This window comes from Pantoea sp. EKM10T, from assembly GCF_011800685.1.
GTDB classification, from domain to species: Bacteria; Pseudomonadota; Gammaproteobacteria; order Enterobacterales; family Enterobacteriaceae; genus Pantoea; species Pantoea agglomerans.
In genome coordinates this window covers 83,623-99,383 of sequence record NZ_JAALEU010000002.1, presented here as the reverse complement: position 1 = coordinate 99,383, position 15,761 = coordinate 83,623, and the positions used below count along the sequence as shown (strand labels likewise).

Here is a 15,761-nt window from a genome sequence, read left to right as displayed (position 1 = left end):
TGTCTGTCACAACACCGGCAAGTGATTAAAATTTAAACTTCTGGCGGCCCGCCAGTGAATGGGACAGCGTGGTGCCATCAACCATCTCCAGCTCACCGCCCACCGGCACGCCGTGCGCGATACGGCTGGCGTCGACGCCATACTGACCACAGAGTTCCGCGATGTAGTTCGCGGTCGCCTCGCCTTCCACCGTCGGGTTGGTGGCGAGGATCACTTCCTGCAGGGCTTCACTCTCCAGTCGCTGCTCCAGACGATCCAGGCCAATATCAGCCGGACCGATGCCGTCGAGCGGCGAGAGATGTCCCATCAGCACAAAGTAGCGACCGCCAAACTGGCCGGTTTGCTCAATGGCGTGAATATCCGCCGGGCTTTCCACCACGCAGATTTGACCATTCTGCTGACGCCTTGGATTGGCGCAGATGGTGCAAATTTCCTGCTCGGTGAATGTCCGGCAATCGGCGCAGTGTCCGATCTCCGACATCGCCCGGGTCAGCGCCTGCGCCAGCCGCATGCCACCGCTGCGATCGCGCTGCAGCAGCTGAAACGCCATGCGCTGCGCCGACTTCGGCCCAACGCCGGGCAGACAGCGCAGCGACTCCATCAAAGATTCAAGCAGTGGACTGGTTTGCATCAGAACGGCATCTTAAAGCCTGGTGGCAGCTGCATGCCTGAAGAGACAGAAGCCATCTTCTCTTTCTGGGTTTCATCAATGCGACGTGCCGCATCGTTGAACGCGGCTGCAATCAGATCTTCCAGCATATCTTTGTCATCTTCCAGCAGGCTGGGATCGACTTCCACGCGACGGCAGTTGTGCGCGCCGTTAATGGTGACTTTTACCAGGCCAGCACCAGACTCACCGGTCACTTCAATCGCGGCAATCTCTTCCTGAACCTTGGCCATTTTGTCCTGCATCTGCTGGGCCTGTTTCATCAGGTTGCCCAATCCGCCTTTACCACCAAACATAGTTTTCTCTCTCAGCTGAGGCTACAACGCTATCGTTAAGATAGCAGCAGCGTGTTCAAACAGGTCGGATACTCTCCTCATCCAGATCGGCATCAAAAAAGCGCTGCAGCGTCTGGATGTGGGTATCACAGGTGATTGACTGACGCGCCTGCGCCAGTTTCTCTTCGTAAATGGCCTGACGCCATTCAAGTGGCGTCAACACCGATGAATTATCGTCTTCAACTACCGAGAGTTCAACTCTCTGCCCGGCATGCTCACTCAGCGCATCACTTAATACCTGCTGCGCCGACGGTGAATTAAGGTGACGCTGGCTGCTACGCAAATGCAGGCAGACCCCAGTTTCGGTGGTCTCTTTCCAGGCATTTAACGCCAGCTGCTGCACCAGTTTCGGCAGCGGCAGGATCGCAATCTCTGCGGCCCAGGGATCGCGCTGCTGCGCTTCTTCGGCCAGACGCGCCGCCAGCTCAGGGGTTTTCTCATGCTCCAGCGCAGAACGCAAGGCCTTTGGCGTCGCCACCGGCTCCGCCACTTCCACCGGCTGATTAACCGCTTTCCAGCGGTACGCTTCCTCTTTTACCGGGGCGGCAGGCTCGCGATCGCGGATACGCTGCTGACTGCGCTCGGTGACCGAGGCCAGCCGCTCCAGCGCGGAGTTGGCCGGCCGCGCACCTGGCGCTGCCGGCTCACGCTTTTTTGGCTTGTTCGCTCCCTGACGCAACAACTGAGTGCGCGCCTGCAGGAGCTGACTGGTGGAACTGGAAAGTGCGGTATCCGGTGTGACATCTGGCGACGGCGAATGCTGCGGTGCAGCATCGGGCGCGGCCATCTGCGGCTGAGCAGCAACCTGCTGCTGCGTCTGCTCCGGCATCTGCTGTTGAGTCTGCTGCGCGACGGGCGACGCGGTGTGCGACGGCGGCGCAGCGGCAGGTGACGGTGAGGCTGGCTGTGCTGCCGGTTGCCGTGCTAACGGCGATGGCCCGGATGCTGCCGGTGATGTCTGCGCAGGGGCGACAGGCGCCGTCTGCTGAGTTAATGCGGGACGCGCAATGGGTTCAGCTACGGCAGCTTTAGGATGAAACGCCAGTGCACGCAGCAGCGTCATCTCCACACCCATGCGACGATCGGGCGCAATCGGCAGATCCTTGCGGCCCATCAACAGAGTCTGATAATAGAGTTGCAGATCGGCGGGCGGCACCACCCGCGCCAGTTCACGCAAGCGAAGGGCGTTACTCTCATCATCGTCATTAAGCGAGGTCGGCAGCAGTTGCACCATCGCAATCTGGTGCAGCAGGCGCAGCATTTCTACCAGCAGCGCTTCCCATTCCACACCCCGTGACGCGGCCTGGCTCAACAGATTCATCACCTGCTGACCGTCACCGTCGACCAGCGCTTCCAGCAGCCCCAGCGGCTGTTCATCGTCCAGCGTGCCGAGCATGACGCTGACCGTACTGCTGGTCACCGCGCCCTGCCCCATGGCAATGGCCTGGTCGGTAAGGCTCAGCGCATCGCGCATACTGCCATCGGCAGCCCGCGCCAGCAGCTGCAGCGCCCGGGTTTCACTCTCAATCTGTTCCTGCTTCAGAACATGCTCAAGCTGCTGACGGATTTGATCCACATCCAGCGCTTTGAGGTGGAACTGCAGGCAGCGCGAGAGAATGGTCACCGGCAGTTTCTGCGGATCGGTGGTCGCCAGCAGGAATTTAACGTGTGAAGGGGGCTCTTCCAGCGTCTTTAACAGCGCATTGAAGCTGTGACGCGACAGCATATGCACTTCATCGATCAGATAGACTTTGAAGCGGCCACGCGCCGGGGCGTACTGCACGTTGTCGAGCAGATCGCGGGTATCTTCAACTTTGGTACGCGATGCGGCGTCAATCTCAATCAGATCGACAAAGCGGCCCTGCTCAATTTCACGGCAGTTATCACACTGACCACAGGGGGTGGCAGTGATACCGGTTTCGCAGTTAAGGCCTTTGGCCAACAGACGCGCAATAGTGGTTTTCCCTACTCCGCGGGTGCCGGAGAAGAGATAAGCATGATGGATGCGTCCCAGAGACAATCCATTCGCCAGCGCCGTCAGAACATGTTCCTGACCGACAACATCAGCAAAAGCCTGGGGACGCCATTTTCGCGCAAGTACCTGATAGCTCATGTGGAGTTCGACGAAGTTGGATGGAAAGATGAGCGCAGACGCTCTGCAACCCCTGTATAAGATTGCAGTAGTCTATCAGCTACGCTTTTGGCTGGCACTCGTTATCTTGACGCCGAAGGCGTGACGGCCTCGCCGGATGGCAAGGCCGAAAGAGTGGCTTAGTGGCCGGGGAATTTAACCAGGCTGTAGCTCTCAACGCCCATGGCATTAAGACGCGTTTCTCCGGTCAGATCGAACAGATTAATAATGAAAGCCGCGTCTTTAACTTCACCGCCTGCACGACGAATCAGTTTAACGGTCGCTTCAATCGTCCCGCCGGTCGCCAGCAGGTCGTCAACCACCAGCACCAGATCGCCTGGCTGGATGGCATCTTTGTGCAATTCCAGCTTATCGGTGCCGTACTCCAGCTCATAGGATTCGCTGTAGACTTCACGGGGCAGTTTGCCGGGCTTACGCACCGGAACAAAACCGACGCCGAGGCCTAACGCCACCGGTGCACCAAACAGGAAACCGCGCGCTTCCGTCCCCACCACCTTAGTGATGCCTTTATTACGGTAACGCTCAACCAGCAGCGCAATCGACGCGGCATAGGCTTTGGGATCTTCCAGCAGGCTGGTGACATCGCGGAACAGGATGCCTGGCTTAGGATAATCGGGAATGCTTTTAATGCTGTTTTTAATGAATTCAAGCTGCTGCGCAGTGTCGGTCATAATGATACGCCTGGTAAAAAATTCTGTTTCGCGCAGCTTCAAAAGCGCTAATACCTGATAACAGGCTCAGCGGAAGTCAATTCACAAAGGGAAGCCACGCACGAAGACGCCCAAATCTAAGCAAATGACCGGCTAAATGCAACTTTATCGCGGCGGCGGCGGTGCGTCCGCTGCTTCTGCCACCACCGGAATACGCCACATAAACAGCAGCAGCGCCGCCAGCATGATCAGCAGCATGATGCGTACCCAGAGCTGATGCACCAGGAAGAGTGAGAGACTAAAGGTGGCGACTATCAGGCAGATAGCGCGTACTTTAGCCCCTGGCGGCATCGCGCGATGCTGCTGCCAGTGGCGCAGATAGCGGCCAAATGGCGATTTCCACAGCAGCCAGCGATGAAAACGCGGCGATGAACGGGCAAAACACCAGGCAGCCAGCAGCATGAATGGCGTGGTAGGTAATAAAGGTAATACAATGCCCAGCGTCCCCAGCACAATCGCCAGCCAGCCGAGGGTTAATAACAGAATGCGTTGCATGAATGCCGCCCAACTCTTTCCTCATCAGCGTACGTTAGCACAATTGAGCGTGACGCGATGAGTGCGATCGCCATACAACAGCGTCTGCAACAGCTCCTTATCGCCCTGCGGCAGGAACTCGCCTGCCATTCAGATGGGGTTTGCCGTCTGCCACGTTTTGATACTCAGCTGTTTCGCACCAAAGGCACGCGGCTGGCTGATTACCTGCTGGAAGTGGAACAGAATTTTGCCCGCCTGTGCGACAGCAGCCACGATCTGGCCCGCAGTGCGTGGCTGGCTGAACGCCTGGTCGATCAGATTGCCGCCCTGCAACGCGAGGCGAGTACGCAACAGCTGCGTACCCGACGCGAACAGCCCATCAGGAACCCACGCGCCGCAAAATATCAGGAGTACCGTGAATTTGAACGGCGTTTACTGGCAATGATCGATCAGCGTGAGCAGCGCCTGGCGCTGGCCGAAACGCTGGCGGTACAGCATCAGCTGAAACAGGATCTGGAAACGTTAGAGCAGCGACTGGCACGCTGTCGGCAGGCGATTCGCTCTGTCGAATGGGCCTCGTCGTTGCGCGGCAGCGAATAAAGCGCAGCGTGACAAAAGCGCTCCTATACTGGGTGTGATTCGGCGCGGAGAAGAACCATGGCTTTACTTGTGTGGCTGTTAAGCGGTTTACTGCTGGGGTTGCTGAAGCGCCTGCTGATGCCGGGACCACCGGGCGGCCTGGTTGCTACCCTGACGCTGTCGATGATCGGGGCACTGATTGGCGGCTATATCGCCACCTATTTTGACCTGGGTACCCTGGCAACGCTGCATATTGGCGCACTGGGCATGGCGATTCTCGGTGCATTAGTGATGCTGCTGGTCGCGGCCCGACTACGTATTTAGGAGAAGAGATGTCACTGGAAAATGCCCCTGACGACGTCAAACTGGCAGTTGATCTGATTCAGCTACTGGAAGAGCATCAACTGCCAGTAGAAACCGTGCTCTCAGCGCTGGCCATGGTGCAGCGCGATTTCGAAAACAAGCGTGATCGCCCATCGGCTTAGTGGTGGGCAGTCAGCGTCGGACTGAGGCGCAGCATATCGATAAAAGCATTGACCAGCGTCGGCGCGTCTCCGGCTAAATCAAAACTGTCCGGCGCAAACAGCCAGCTTTCCATCATACCGTTGACGTAACCGCGCAGGATAAGAGCGGCCTGACGCGTGCTGAGACTGCCCGGAAGTTGTCCGGCTTCGATACACTGGCGCAGCACATCTTCAATTTTGTCGTAGCATTCCAGCAGTAAGCTCTGCTGCATATTCTTCAGCGCCGACATTTCGCCCACAAATTCACATTTGTGGAAAATGATCTCCATCAAGGCGCGGCGCTGCGGATCCTTTGCTGTCGCGTCAAAGATATAGACCAGCATCGCTCGCAACACAGAGAGTGGATCGCCAGGGTATTTTGTCTGATACTCAAGTTCCACATCGTCCAGACCAGCATCACAACGAAGCCATATTTCATGTAATACATCGGCTTTATTTTTGAAGTGCCAGTAGATGGCCCCTCGCGTGACGCTGGCAGCGGTTGCAATATCCGCCAGAGAAGTGGCTGAAACGCCCTGCTGCGAAAACAGAACAATGGCGGCATCAAGAATTTGATGTCGCGTTTCAAGTGCTTGCGCTTTGGTTTTTCGTGCCATAAGGGGCTTTTTTTACAAACAGGTAAGTTTACATACATTTGCGAATGTATGTACCATAGCATGACCTGCGACTTGACACAGCAATGGGTTTTTCAGTTTGTGATCCATTGACCAATTGATATCGGACACTAGAGGTTTATTTATGAATAAAATCAGAGGATTATCGCCTCTGGCGGCCGTCCTGATGCTATCAGGCAGCTTTTTGTTAACAGGATGTGACAACAATAAATCCGAACAAGCCGCCCAGCAACCGCCAGCAGTGGGGGTTGTAACACTGAAAACTGAACCCCTGAAAATCTCGACTGAATTACCTGGCCGCACCTCGGCATATCGTGTCGCCGAAGTCCGTCCGCAGGTTTCCGGTATCATTCTGAAGCGTAACTTTGTTGAAGGCAGCGATGTCAAAGCGGGTCAGTCTCTTTATCAGATCGATCCAGCTACCTATCAGGCTGCCTATGACAGCGCCAAAGGTGATTTAACTCAGGCGCAGGCCAATGCACGCATCGCTCAGCTGACAGTCAAACGTTATAAGCCTTTACTCGGCACCAAATATATCAGTCAGCAGGATTACGACACCGCCGTTGCCACGGCCGCGCAAAACGATGCTGCGGTTCAGGTAGCAAAAGCCAATGTAGAAACGGCCCGCATTAACCTGGCTTATACCAAAGTCACCTCGCCTATCAGTGGCCGCATCGGCAAATCGTCAGTAACGGAAGGTGCGCTGGTACAAAACGCACAAACCACCGCTCTGGCCACTGTGCAGCAACTTGACCCGATGTATGTCGACGTCACCCAGTCGAGCGAAGATTTCATGCGCTTACGTTCAGAACTGGAGTCGGGTCAGCTGAAGCAGAACGATGGCAAAGCCAACGTGACCCTGCTGATGCAGAACGGCAACAGCTATCCACAGACAGGTACGCTGGAGTTCTCTGACGTTACCGTTGATGAAACCACGGGTTCTATCACCCTGCGCGCCATTGTCCCGAACCCGAACCATGCGCTGTTACCGGGCATGTTTGTTCGCGCTCGTCTGGATGAAGGTACCAATCCTAATGCGTTGCTGGTTCCGCAACAGGCGGTAGCCCGCACCCCAACGGGTCAGGCAACGGTCATGGTGGTAGGTGCAGATAACAAAGTGGAAGCTCGTCAGGTCACCACCTCTCAGGCGATTGGCGACAAGTGGTTAGTCACCGACGGTGTTAAAGCGGGTGAACGTGTGATCAGCACGGGTCTGCAGCGAGCCAAGCCGGGCGCACAGGTTACCCCACAAGAAGTCTCAGACGATGCGAAAGCGGCACCCGATTCAAAGCCGCAGTCTGACAAGTCATCGTCATAACAGGAGCCGTTGATTCATGGCTAAGTTCTTTATCGATCGGCCCATCTTTGCGTGGGTGCTCGCCATCATCATTATGCTGGTCGGTGCGCTATCGATTCTCAAACTTCCGATTGAGCAATATCCCAATGTTGCACCGCCGGCGATTGAGATTCAGGCCACCTACCCTGGTGCAGATGCTAAAACGCTGCAGGACTCGGTGACCCAGGTCATCGAACAAAATATGAACGGCATTGATGGACTGATGTATATGTCCTCAAGCAGCGACTCATCCGGTACGCTGACCCTGACGATCTCCTTTGAGTCAGGAACAGATGCCGATATCGCGCAGGTTCAGGTGCAGAACAAACTGCAGCTGGCGACGCCGCTGTTGCCGCAGGAAGTACAGCAACAGGGGATTCAGGTTAAGAAATCTTCCAGTAGCTTCCTGATGGTAGCGGGCTTCATCAGCGACGATGACAATATGACGCAGAATGATATTTCTGACTTTATTTCATCGTCCATCAAAGATCCAATCAGCCGTACCAAAGGCGTGGGTGATACCCAGGTATTCGGTGCGCAGTACGCGATGCGTATCTGGATGGATCCGCACAAGCTGAACAACTACAACCTGACGCCGGTTGATGTTATCAGCGCCCTGAATACGCAGAACACCCAGGTCGCTGCCGGTCAGTTGGGCGGTACGCCTCCGGTTCCGGGACAGCAGCTTAACGCCTCTATCATTGCGCAAACCCGTCTCACCTCTACCGATGAATTCGGCAAAATCCTGCTGAAAGTGAATGAAGATGGTTCTCAGGTTCGTCTGCGTGATGTGGCAAGGATTGAACTTGGTGCAGAAAACTACGAGATCGTTGCCCGTTATAACGGCAAGCCTGCTTCCGGTATCGGTATCAAGCTGGCCACCGGTGCGAATGCGCTGGATACCGCCAATGCGGTGAAAGAAGAACTGGCCAAATTGCAGCCGACGTTCCCGGCCGGTTTGAAAGTGGTCTATCCGTATGACACTACGCCTTTCGTTAAGATCTCGATTTTCGAAGTGGTGAAAACGCTGATCGAAGCGATCGTGCTGGTGTTCCTGGTCATGTATCTGTTTCTGCAGAACTTCCGCGCCACGCTCATTCCTACCATTGCGGTCCCCGTGGTATTGCTGGGTACGTTTGCCGTTATCAGCGCTTTTGGCTATTCGATAAACACCCTGACGATGTTCGGGATGGTGCTGGCCATCGGCTTGCTGGTCGATGACGCCATCGTGGTGGTCGAGAACGTTGAGCGCGTAATGGCGGAAGAGGGATTACCGCCAAAAGAAGCGACTAAGCGTTCTATGGAGCAGATCCAGGGCGCACTGGTCGGTATCGCGCTGGTGCTGGCTGCCGTATTTATTCCGATGGCGTTCTTTGGTGGTTCGACCGGTGTTATCTACCGTCAGTTCTCCATCACTATCGTTTCGGCAATGGCGCTATCGGTGCTGGTCGCCTTTATTCTGACGCCGGCACTCTGTGCCACCATGCTGAAACCGATTAAAAAAGGCGAGCACGGTAAAACCACCGGTTTCTTCGGCTGGTTCAACCGCATGTTCGACAAAAGCACCAACCACTATGTGGATGGTGTGGGCCACATGGTTCGCAGTACGGGTCGCTATATGGTGATCTATCTGGTGATCGTGGTCGGTATGGCGTTTCTGTTTGTGCGACTGCCCTCTTCATTCTTACCGGAAGAGGATCAGGGTCTGCTGCTGGCTCAGGCGCAGCTGCCTGCTGGTGCAACCCAGGAGCGTACGCAGAAAGTGCTGGATCAGGTGACGGATTACTTCCTGACCCAGGAGAAAGACACGGTTAAATCGGTGTTTACCGTTAACGGCTTCGGCTTTGCCGGTCGTGGACAGAACACCGGTATCGCCTTCGTCAGTCTCAAACCGTGGGATGAGCGTACCGGCAGCGACATGAAAGTACCGGCGATTGCTGGCCGTGCCATGCAGGCGCTGGGCGCGATCAAAGATGCAATGGTCATTCCTTTCAACCTGCCAGCCATTATTGAACTGGGTAACGCGACCGGCTTCGACTTTGAGCTGATCGACCAGAATAACCTTGGCCACGATAAGCTGACGGAAGCGCGTAATCAGCTGTTCGGCATGATTGCGCAGCATCCTGATACGCTGGTTGGCGTCCGTCCTAACGGGATGGAAGATACGCCGCAGTACAAGCTGACGATCGATCAGGAGAAAGCACAGGCGCTGGGCGTATCACTGAGTGATATCAACACCACGCTGGCGGCTTCCTGGGGCGGTTCCTACGTCAATGACTTCATTGACCGCGGTCGCGTGAAGAAAGTTTACGTCATGGGTAAAGCGGACGCCCGCATGCTGCCGGACGACATTGGTAAATGGTACGTGCGCAACAGCAGCGGAACCATGGTGCCCTTCTCTGCCTTCTCGTCAGCGAAATGGCAATATGGTTCACCGCGCCTTGAGCGTTACAACGGTCTGCCTGCGATGGAAATCCTGGGACAGGCTGCGCCAGGCAAAAGCTCGGGTGCGGCAATGGACCTGATGGAAGAGCTGGCGGCGAAACTGCCTGCCGGTATCGGCTATGACTGGACCGGTATGTCCTATCAGGAACGCCTGTCAGGTAACCAGGCCCCTGCGCTCTATGCCATCTCGCTGATTGTGGTCTTCCTGTGTCTCGCCGCACTGTACGAGAGCTGGTCGATTCCATTCTCGGTTATGCTGGTTGTCCCGCTCGGGGTCATTGGTGCACTGATCTTTACCACCCTGCGTGGCCTGAGTAATGACGTCTACTTCGTAGTGGGGTTACTGACAACCATCGGCCTCTCCACCAAGAACGCCATCCTTATCGTCGAATTTGCTAAAGATTTGATGGATAAAGAGGGTAAAGGGCTGATTGAAGCTGCGCTGGAAGCGTGCCGTATGCGTCTGCGTCCTATCCTGATGACGTCACTGGCGTTTATTCTCGGGGTACTGCCGCTGGCGATCAGTACCGGTGCCGGTTCCGGTTCGCAAAACGCCGTAGGTACCGGTGTTATCGGTGGTATGGTCACCGCGACCATACTGGCGATCTTCTTCGTTCCTGTGTTCTTTGTGGTGGTACGCCGCCGCTTTGGCAAGAAAAAAGAAGAATCAGCGAACAGTCATCCGGTTGAGCATAACCAGACTCACTAAGCTGTAAATCATCTGAGGCCGCGCAAGCGGCCTTTTTTTATGCCTGCGATTCTGCCCTTCTCCTTTCCTGTCCCCTTGCTTTTCCTGTCTCACGGACAGTTGCAATCCTGGCCTGTGCATCGCATAATATTGTTATATTATAACATTACATAGGTGTGCATTATGAAAGCGAATATTCATCCTCACTATCGTCACGTGGTCTTCCATGACACATCGGCTGATGTCTGGTTCAAAATCGGATCAACCATCAAAACCGATCGCACCGTGGAGTTCGAAGGCGAAACGCTGCCCTACGTCACCCTGGATGTGTCGTCTGCCTCACATGTGTTTTACACCGGCAAACAGAAAGATTTTGCCAAAGAGGGCAGCACCGCGCGCTTTAACCAGCGTTTCGGGCGCTTTCTTGGAAAGAAATAGAGGAGAGGATCATGCAGGTATTAAGCTCGCTGCGTTCAGCAAAAAATCGCCATCGGGATTGTAAAGTGGTCCGCCGCAAAGGCCGTATTTACGTGATCTGTAAATCGAACCCGCGGTTTAAAGCAGTACAGGGAAGAAAGAAAAAACGCTAGTTTGTGTCGTGATGACTGGCCGGGCTTGCCCGGCCTTTTTTATGCTTAGTGCATGCTCTTCAGCATCGCATTCACGTTGTGTTTAAAAGCCGCCTGATAGGTGGCTGCGGGGCCAGAGGCCGTGGATAACGCTTCCGGGTAGAGCTCACCACCCGGCTCAGCCCCGGTGGCGCTGGCAATCTGTTTTACCAGACGCGGGTCGGTCTGGTTCTCGATGAAATAGCGGTTGATGTGCTGCTGCTTCAGCTGGGTGATTAAATTACCCACGTTGCTGGCACTCGCTTCCGCCTCAGTAGAGAACCCTACCGGCGCCAGGAAAGTCACGCCATATCGCTGTCCAAAGTAACCAAACGCATCGTGACTGGTCAGCACTTTACGCTTATCGGCTGGCACAGCGTCAAAGGCGGTTTTTGCCCAGCGATCCAGCGCCTGCAGTTGCTGAATGTAATTCTGTCCACGCTGACGAATGGCCGGAGCATCTTCAGGATCGGCTTTGACCAGCGCATTCATCACGTTGGTCGCGTAGATAACGCCGTTCTGCATGCTGTTCCAGGCGTGAGGATCGGTAACGGTTTTACCCTCCTCCTCCATGCTGCGAGTGGTGACACCGGTTGAGGCGACAACCGGCTGACCGCGATACCCTGAGGCGCTGACCAGCCGATCCATCCACCCTTCCAGTCCCAGTCCGCTGACAAACACCAGATCGGCCTTCGCCAGCGCCTGACTGTCCTGCGGTGTCGGTTCAAAAGTATGAGGATCGCCATTCGGCCCCACCAGGCTTTTAACCTTTACATGATCGCCGCCGACCTGCTTAACGATGTCAGCCAGCACGGTAAAGCTGGCCACGACATCCACCGTTTTGGCCATCGCCAGAGGCGTGGCAAACAGCGCAGCGAGCGCCAGGCTAACCGGTAATTTTTTCATAGATACCCCTTAAGATTAATGGCGGCGTAAAATTCCGCCGCACGGCCCTGTAAGAATGGAGAAAAAAAACAGCATGGCGGCGCTTAGCACTACAGCGGGACCCGCCGGCAATGAGAAGTGCCAGGAGAGCATCAGCCCGGCCAGCGCCGAAATCATTGCCATGAAAATGGCGAAAACCAGCATCGCGGCGAGATGGCGACTCCAGAAGCGGGCGCTGGCGGCGGGCAACATCATTAAACCCACCGACATCAGAGTGCCCAGCACCTGAAAACCCGCCACCAGATTCAGCACCACCAGCATTAAAAACAGACCATGCACCAGCGGCGCGCTCCATTTTCCCTGCGCACGCAGGAAGTCGCCGTCAAACGCATCGATGACCAGCGGACGATAGATCACCGCCAGCAGAATCAGCGTAAAGGCAGCGATGCCGCCCACCAGCAACAGCGCTGCGTTGTCTACCGCCAGCAGCGAGCCAAACAGAACGTGCAGCAGATCCACACTTGAGCCGCGTAATGAAACCAGCGTGACGCCCAGCGCCAGTGAACCCAGATAGAACCCGGCAAAACTGGCATCCTCTTTCAGCGGCGTGTAGCGACTGACCGCGCCAGAGAGCAGCGCCACGGCTAAACCAGCGATCAGGCCGCCAACACCCATCGCGACCAGTGACAATCCGGAGATCAGATAGCCAATGGCGGCACCGGGCAGCACCGCGTGTGATAAGGCATCGCCAATCAGGCTCATACGTCGCAGGGAGAGGAATACCCCGAGCGGCGTGGCGCTGACGGCCAGCGCCAGACAGGCCACCAGCGCGCGTCGCATAAAACCAAACTCAATAAAGGGTTGAATGAGAGTCACGGCGCACGACTCCCCAGAGAGGAAGCAGGCAGGCAGGTGCAGTTAACCTCACGTTCATCCATCGACATCACGTTACTGAAGTAGCGCGCCACCAGCGGACGATCGTGCAGCACCACCAGCAGGGTTGTTCCAGCCTGCTGTTGCTGCTCAAGGATCGACATCAGTAGCGTCACCGTCTGGCTGTCAATGCCGTTAAAAGGCTCATCCAGAAGCCAGAGCTGGCTGCGCTGCAGCATCAGCCGCGCAAACAATACCCGCTGCAGTTGTCCGCCGGATAACGTCGCGGGCTGCGCATCCGCATAATCACTCATCTGAACCGCTTCCAGCGCCTGCCAGATCTCCCGACGCAGTATCCGGTTAATGCCGCCGAACCAGCCGCAGCGTGGCCAGCAGCCAATAGAGACCAGTTCAAATACCGTCAGGGGAAAGCGGGTCTCAAGTTCGGTGCGCTGCGGCAACCAGCCGATATCCCGGCGTGCAACCTGCAGCTCGCAGCGCCCGGCTATCGGTGGCAGTAAGCCAGCAATGGTTTTTAACAGGGTTGATTTGCCGCTACCGTTCGCGCCGACCAGCGCGGTCATCGAGCCGGCTGCGAGCTGGCCGGTAATAGCCGGGGTCACAACCTGTCCCTGGTAGCCCGCGCGAAGCGCGTTAAACAGGATCATGCGCTGATCCCCCATTTTATTGCCACAGCAAGCAGCGTGATAAATAGCAGTGCTACTCCCAGCCGCCCGCCCAGTGACATAAGTAGTCCACTCTGACGCATTACTTCACCATAATGTTATAACATAACAGTAAAGATACCTAATGTTGCTCTCTGTTGAATGTGGGATTGTGTATCAAAAGATAAATACCAGCTGCACGCACTGGCAGACCCGCGCTGGCGATAAGGCCTGCGGCTGCGTCTGGCAAATCTCATAAACTGAGAGTTTTGTGCTCAACTGACTTGCAAACCAGTTGCAGAAAACCAATGATAGGTTTATTAACGGTTATAAGTGGAACAGATATGCTGTCACGCATTGAATGTGATATTGCCGCGGGTGAATCGGACTGCGCAAAAATAGCAGAGATTGTTCAGCGGAATATTCTCAAAATAACCGATTTGCTGGTAGGGGATTTACGCTGGTACTCACAAAATGCCCGGTTAGTTCCAGGCAGTTTAAAAATCATTTCGGTTGAATACCAGGATCTGAATAGTTTTAAATTACTTTACGATTTTGACTGGAATTTATTTAGTCCCTGCCTGGATCTAAATGAAACCGTGACGCAGTCAGAACAGGTAAACTTTCACATTAAGCCCGGTGCACTTGAGTTTGATGTGATCGACAATGAGCAACCCTCCCCTGGCGATGAATTGTAATATTTAGTAATGGAGGTGAGCAGAACTAATGGTTTTACACTATCTTTAAGGTATCCCGTTTAATAACTGCCCGAATAATCGCTTCCTGGCCGCGTGATCTTCTCTCGCCGCCCTGCGGCAACTGTGCTAGCTATGGAGGGGAAAAAGATGGACGAATACTCACCGAAACGGCATGATATTGCCCAGCTTAAATACCTTTGTGAGAGTCTGTTTGACGACAGCATGGCAACATTAACCGACAGTCATCATGGCTGGGTTAATGATCCCACTTCTGAAAGCAATCTACAGCTTAACGATTTGATTGAGCATATCGCCTCTTTCACCATGAATTACAAAATTAAGCACGTTGAAGATGAAGCGCTGATTTCGCAAATCGATGAATATCTTGATGATACTTTTATGCTATTCAGCAATTATGGTGTCAATAGTCCGGATCTTCAGCGGTGGCAACGTTCAGCAAAACGCTTATTTAATCTGTTCACTGAAGAGTGCGCTTTTCTCCAGCAACCGAGCCATTCATTATAGTAAAGACATGAGAACGGTTTATTTATGAACAAAACCCTGACTAAAACCGATTATTTGATGCGACTGCGGCGCTGCCGCTCTCTTGATACCCTGGAAAGGGTGATTGAAAAAAATAAGTATGAATTACCGGAAGATGAATTAGCGGTATTTTACTCAGCAGCTGACCATCGCCTGGCGGAACTGACGATGAACAAGCTCTACGATAAAGTCCCGGGTTCAGTATGGAAATTTGTCCGTTAATCTGATCGCTTACTGCTCAGTTTTACCCCAATAAAGTACCGGATAATCCTGCCTGCCGGCAAAGGATCGGCCCAGGCGGGTTTTGCCTGTCTGCAGCTTAGGGGGAGAATATCGAAGGGAGAAAGTGGTGGGGGCCCTGCCAGCTACATCCCGGCACACGCGTCACCTGCTACGGCTGCTTCCTTCCGGATCTGACCGAGTTCACAAGCTAGCATTGCGGGAGAACCAACAGGGCCCCCATTGACAAGCCCTCTTTACGAGAGCGGGGGCATTATCTGGGAAGGAGGTAGCAATTGCAAGCGTAGTCGGGACAACCGTTGTTTTCTTGAACAACCACCGCTTTTACGCTTTCTCCGCCTTTTCCCCGTGCTAAAGTTAAAACCCTTTTTCCTGATGAAATAAGTACATGAATCAGCCAGACACTTTCCAGCAACGCATCTGGCAAATTGTTGCCGCTATTCCGGCTGGCCGCGTCACCACCTATGGCGATGTGGCGCTACTGGCCGGTTCTCCGCGCGCGGCGCGTCAGGTCGGTGGCGTGCTGAGCCGCTTACCCGAGGGCACTACCCTTCCCTGGCATCGCGTCGTAAACCGACACGGCACAATTTCTCTTCAGGGTGACCGTCTGTTGCGGCAGCGGGATGCACTGGAAGCGGAAGGTATAGAGGTGAGTGACGACGGACAGCTCGATCTCGAGACTTATCGCTGGCGATTTTAGACAGGGAAAAAAGGGCGACAATGTC

The 15,761-nt window shown here is 54.8% G+C and carries 20 protein-coding genes, 1 other RNA gene and 1 other annotated feature; of the genes, 11 read left to right on the top strand and 10 right to left on the bottom strand.

The window, feature by feature from the left end; translation table 11 throughout:
- Positions 1–25: 25 nt before the first annotated feature.
- The 5 genes from recR to HFD95_RS03925 form a co-directional block, all read right to left on the bottom strand.
- Positions 26–631 (bottom strand): recombination mediator RecR, encoded by a 606-nt coding sequence (gene recR / locus HFD95_RS03945; protein WP_167429847.1) that lies wholly within the window; start codon positions 629–631, stop codon positions 26–28.
- Positions 631–963, bottom strand: a complete 333-nt coding sequence (locus HFD95_RS03940) for a YbaB/EbfC family nucleoid-associated protein (RefSeq protein ID WP_003850423.1) — start codon at positions 961–963, stop codon at positions 631–633. Before HFD95_RS03940 ends, recR begins: the two co-directional genes overlap by 1 nt.
- Before the next feature lie 55 nt (positions 964–1,018).
- The gene (dnaX, locus tag HFD95_RS03935; protein WP_033766645.1) at positions 1,019–3,115 is read right to left on the bottom strand and encodes a DNA polymerase III subunit gamma/tau; all 2,097 of its coding nucleotides are present in this window, start codon (positions 3,113–3,115) and stop codon (positions 1,019–1,021) included.
- Positions 1,616–1,677, bottom strand: a sequence feature (DnaX frameshifting element). Its footprint overlaps the gene before it by 62 nt.
- A gap of 158 nt (positions 3,116–3,273) precedes the next feature.
- Entirely contained in the window at positions 3,274–3,825 is a 552-nt protein-coding gene (apt, locus tag HFD95_RS03930; RefSeq protein ID WP_010671221.1) for an adenine phosphoribosyltransferase, read from the bottom strand.
- A gap of 144 nt (positions 3,826–3,969) precedes the next feature.
- Positions 3,970–4,359 carry a DUF454 family protein gene (locus HFD95_RS03925; protein WP_167429846.1) on the bottom strand — a complete coding sequence of 130 codons (390 nt, stop codon included), beginning with the start codon at positions 4,357–4,359 and terminating at the stop codon, positions 3,970–3,972.
- 57 nt (positions 4,360–4,416) lie between these two features.
- Between HFD95_RS03925 and priC the strand changes: the two genes are divergently transcribed.
- From priC to rsmS, 3 genes are read left to right on the top strand one after another with little or no spacing between them, the layout of a single operon-like run.
- A complete protein-coding gene (gene priC / locus HFD95_RS03920; RefSeq protein WP_010671220.1) occupies positions 4,417–4,938 on the top strand; it encodes a primosomal replication protein PriC in 522 nt (173 codons plus the stop codon).
- Positions 4,939–4,995: 57 nt separating this feature from the next.
- Positions 4,996–5,241, top strand: a complete 246-nt coding sequence (locus HFD95_RS03915; RefSeq protein WP_010255909.1) for a membrane protein — start codon at positions 4,996–4,998, stop codon at positions 5,239–5,241.
- Positions 5,242–5,249: 8 nt separating this feature from the next.
- A complete protein-coding gene (gene rsmS / locus HFD95_RS03910; RefSeq protein WP_010255907.1) occupies positions 5,250–5,402 on the top strand; it encodes a pleiotropic regulatory protein RsmS in 153 nt (50 codons plus the stop codon).
- Here rsmS and acrR read toward each other — a convergent pair.
- Positions 5,399–6,037 (bottom strand): multidrug efflux transporter transcriptional repressor AcrR, encoded by a 639-nt coding sequence (gene acrR, locus HFD95_RS03905; protein WP_010255906.1) that lies wholly within the window; start codon positions 6,035–6,037, stop codon positions 5,399–5,401. The genes rsmS and acrR overlap by 4 nt on opposite strands.
- 142 nt (positions 6,038–6,179) lie before the next feature.
- On the opposite strand from acrR, the gene HFD95_RS03900 reads away from it, so the two are divergent.
- From HFD95_RS03900 to ykgO, 4 genes are all read left to right on the top strand, one after another.
- Positions 6,180–7,373, top strand: a complete 1,194-nt coding sequence (locus HFD95_RS03900; RefSeq protein ID WP_010255904.1) for an efflux RND transporter periplasmic adaptor subunit — start codon at positions 6,180–6,182, stop codon at positions 7,371–7,373.
- A 16-nt stretch (positions 7,374–7,389) separates the two neighbouring features.
- Positions 7,390–10,545, top strand: a complete 3,156-nt coding sequence (locus tag HFD95_RS03895; RefSeq protein WP_010255902.1) for a multidrug efflux RND transporter permease subunit AcrB — start codon at positions 7,390–7,392, stop codon at positions 10,543–10,545.
- 162 nt (positions 10,546–10,707) lie between these two features.
- Entirely contained in the window at positions 10,708–10,962 is a 255-nt protein-coding gene (locus HFD95_RS03890) for a type B 50S ribosomal protein L31 (protein ID WP_010671219.1), read from the top strand.
- Between the two features lie 11 nt (positions 10,963–10,973).
- Positions 10,974–11,114 (top strand): type B 50S ribosomal protein L36, encoded by a 141-nt coding sequence (gene ykgO, locus HFD95_RS03885; RefSeq protein WP_010255896.1) that lies wholly within the window; start codon positions 10,974–10,976, stop codon positions 11,112–11,114.
- Positions 11,115–11,159: 45 nt separating this feature from the next.
- Here the strand turns inward: ykgO and HFD95_RS03880 are convergent, their stop codons facing one another.
- Genes HFD95_RS03880 through HFD95_RS03870 form a run of 3 tightly spaced genes read right to left on the bottom strand, consistent with a single transcriptional unit; the run spans position 11,160 to position 13,558 of the window.
- Positions 11,160–12,038 (bottom strand): metal ABC transporter substrate-binding protein, encoded by an 879-nt coding sequence (locus tag HFD95_RS03880; RefSeq protein ID WP_010255893.1) that lies wholly within the window; start codon positions 12,036–12,038, stop codon positions 11,160–11,162.
- 15 nt (positions 12,039–12,053) lie between these two features.
- Entirely contained in the window at positions 12,054–12,893 is an 840-nt protein-coding gene (locus tag HFD95_RS03875; RefSeq protein WP_045140706.1) for a metal ABC transporter permease, read from the bottom strand.
- Positions 12,890–13,558 carry a metal ABC transporter ATP-binding protein gene (locus HFD95_RS03870; RefSeq protein ID WP_033766689.1) on the bottom strand — a complete coding sequence of 223 codons (669 nt, stop codon included), beginning with the start codon at positions 13,556–13,558 and terminating at the stop codon, positions 12,890–12,892. The genes HFD95_RS03875 and HFD95_RS03870 overlap by 4 nt, the downstream gene beginning before the upstream one ends.
- 341 nt (positions 13,559–13,899) lie before the next feature.
- Here HFD95_RS03870 and HFD95_RS03865 point away from each other — a divergent pair, with 341 nt between their 5' ends.
- The 3 genes from HFD95_RS03865 (at position 13,900) to HFD95_RS03855 (ending at position 15,018) form a co-directional block, all read left to right on the top strand.
- Positions 13,900–14,253 (top strand): hypothetical protein, encoded by a 354-nt coding sequence (locus HFD95_RS03865; RefSeq protein ID WP_010255885.1) that lies wholly within the window; start codon positions 13,900–13,902, stop codon positions 14,251–14,253.
- A 147-nt stretch (positions 14,254–14,400) separates the two neighbouring features.
- Complete coding sequence (gene tomB / locus HFD95_RS03860; protein WP_003850455.1) at positions 14,401–14,778, top strand: Hha toxicity modulator TomB; 378 nt, start codon at positions 14,401–14,403, stop codon at positions 14,776–14,778.
- A gap of 24 nt (positions 14,779–14,802) precedes the next feature.
- The gene (locus tag HFD95_RS03855; RefSeq protein ID WP_003850458.1) at positions 14,803–15,018 is read left to right on the top strand and encodes an HHA domain-containing protein; all 216 of its coding nucleotides are present in this window, start codon (positions 14,803–14,805) and stop codon (positions 15,016–15,018) included.
- 134 nt (positions 15,019–15,152) lie between these two features.
- Here HFD95_RS03855 and ffs read toward each other — a convergent pair.
- An RNA gene (gene ffs, locus HFD95_RS03850) (signal recognition particle sRNA small type) lies at positions 15,153–15,249 on the bottom strand.
- Positions 15,250–15,424: 175 nt separating this feature from the next.
- Between ffs and HFD95_RS03845 the strand changes: the two genes are divergently transcribed.
- On the top strand, positions 15,425–15,736 hold the full coding sequence (locus HFD95_RS03845; RefSeq protein WP_031293095.1) for an MGMT family protein: 312 nt from the start codon (positions 15,425–15,427) through the stop codon (positions 15,734–15,736).
- The last annotated feature ends 25 nt before the right edge of the window (positions 15,737–15,761 follow it).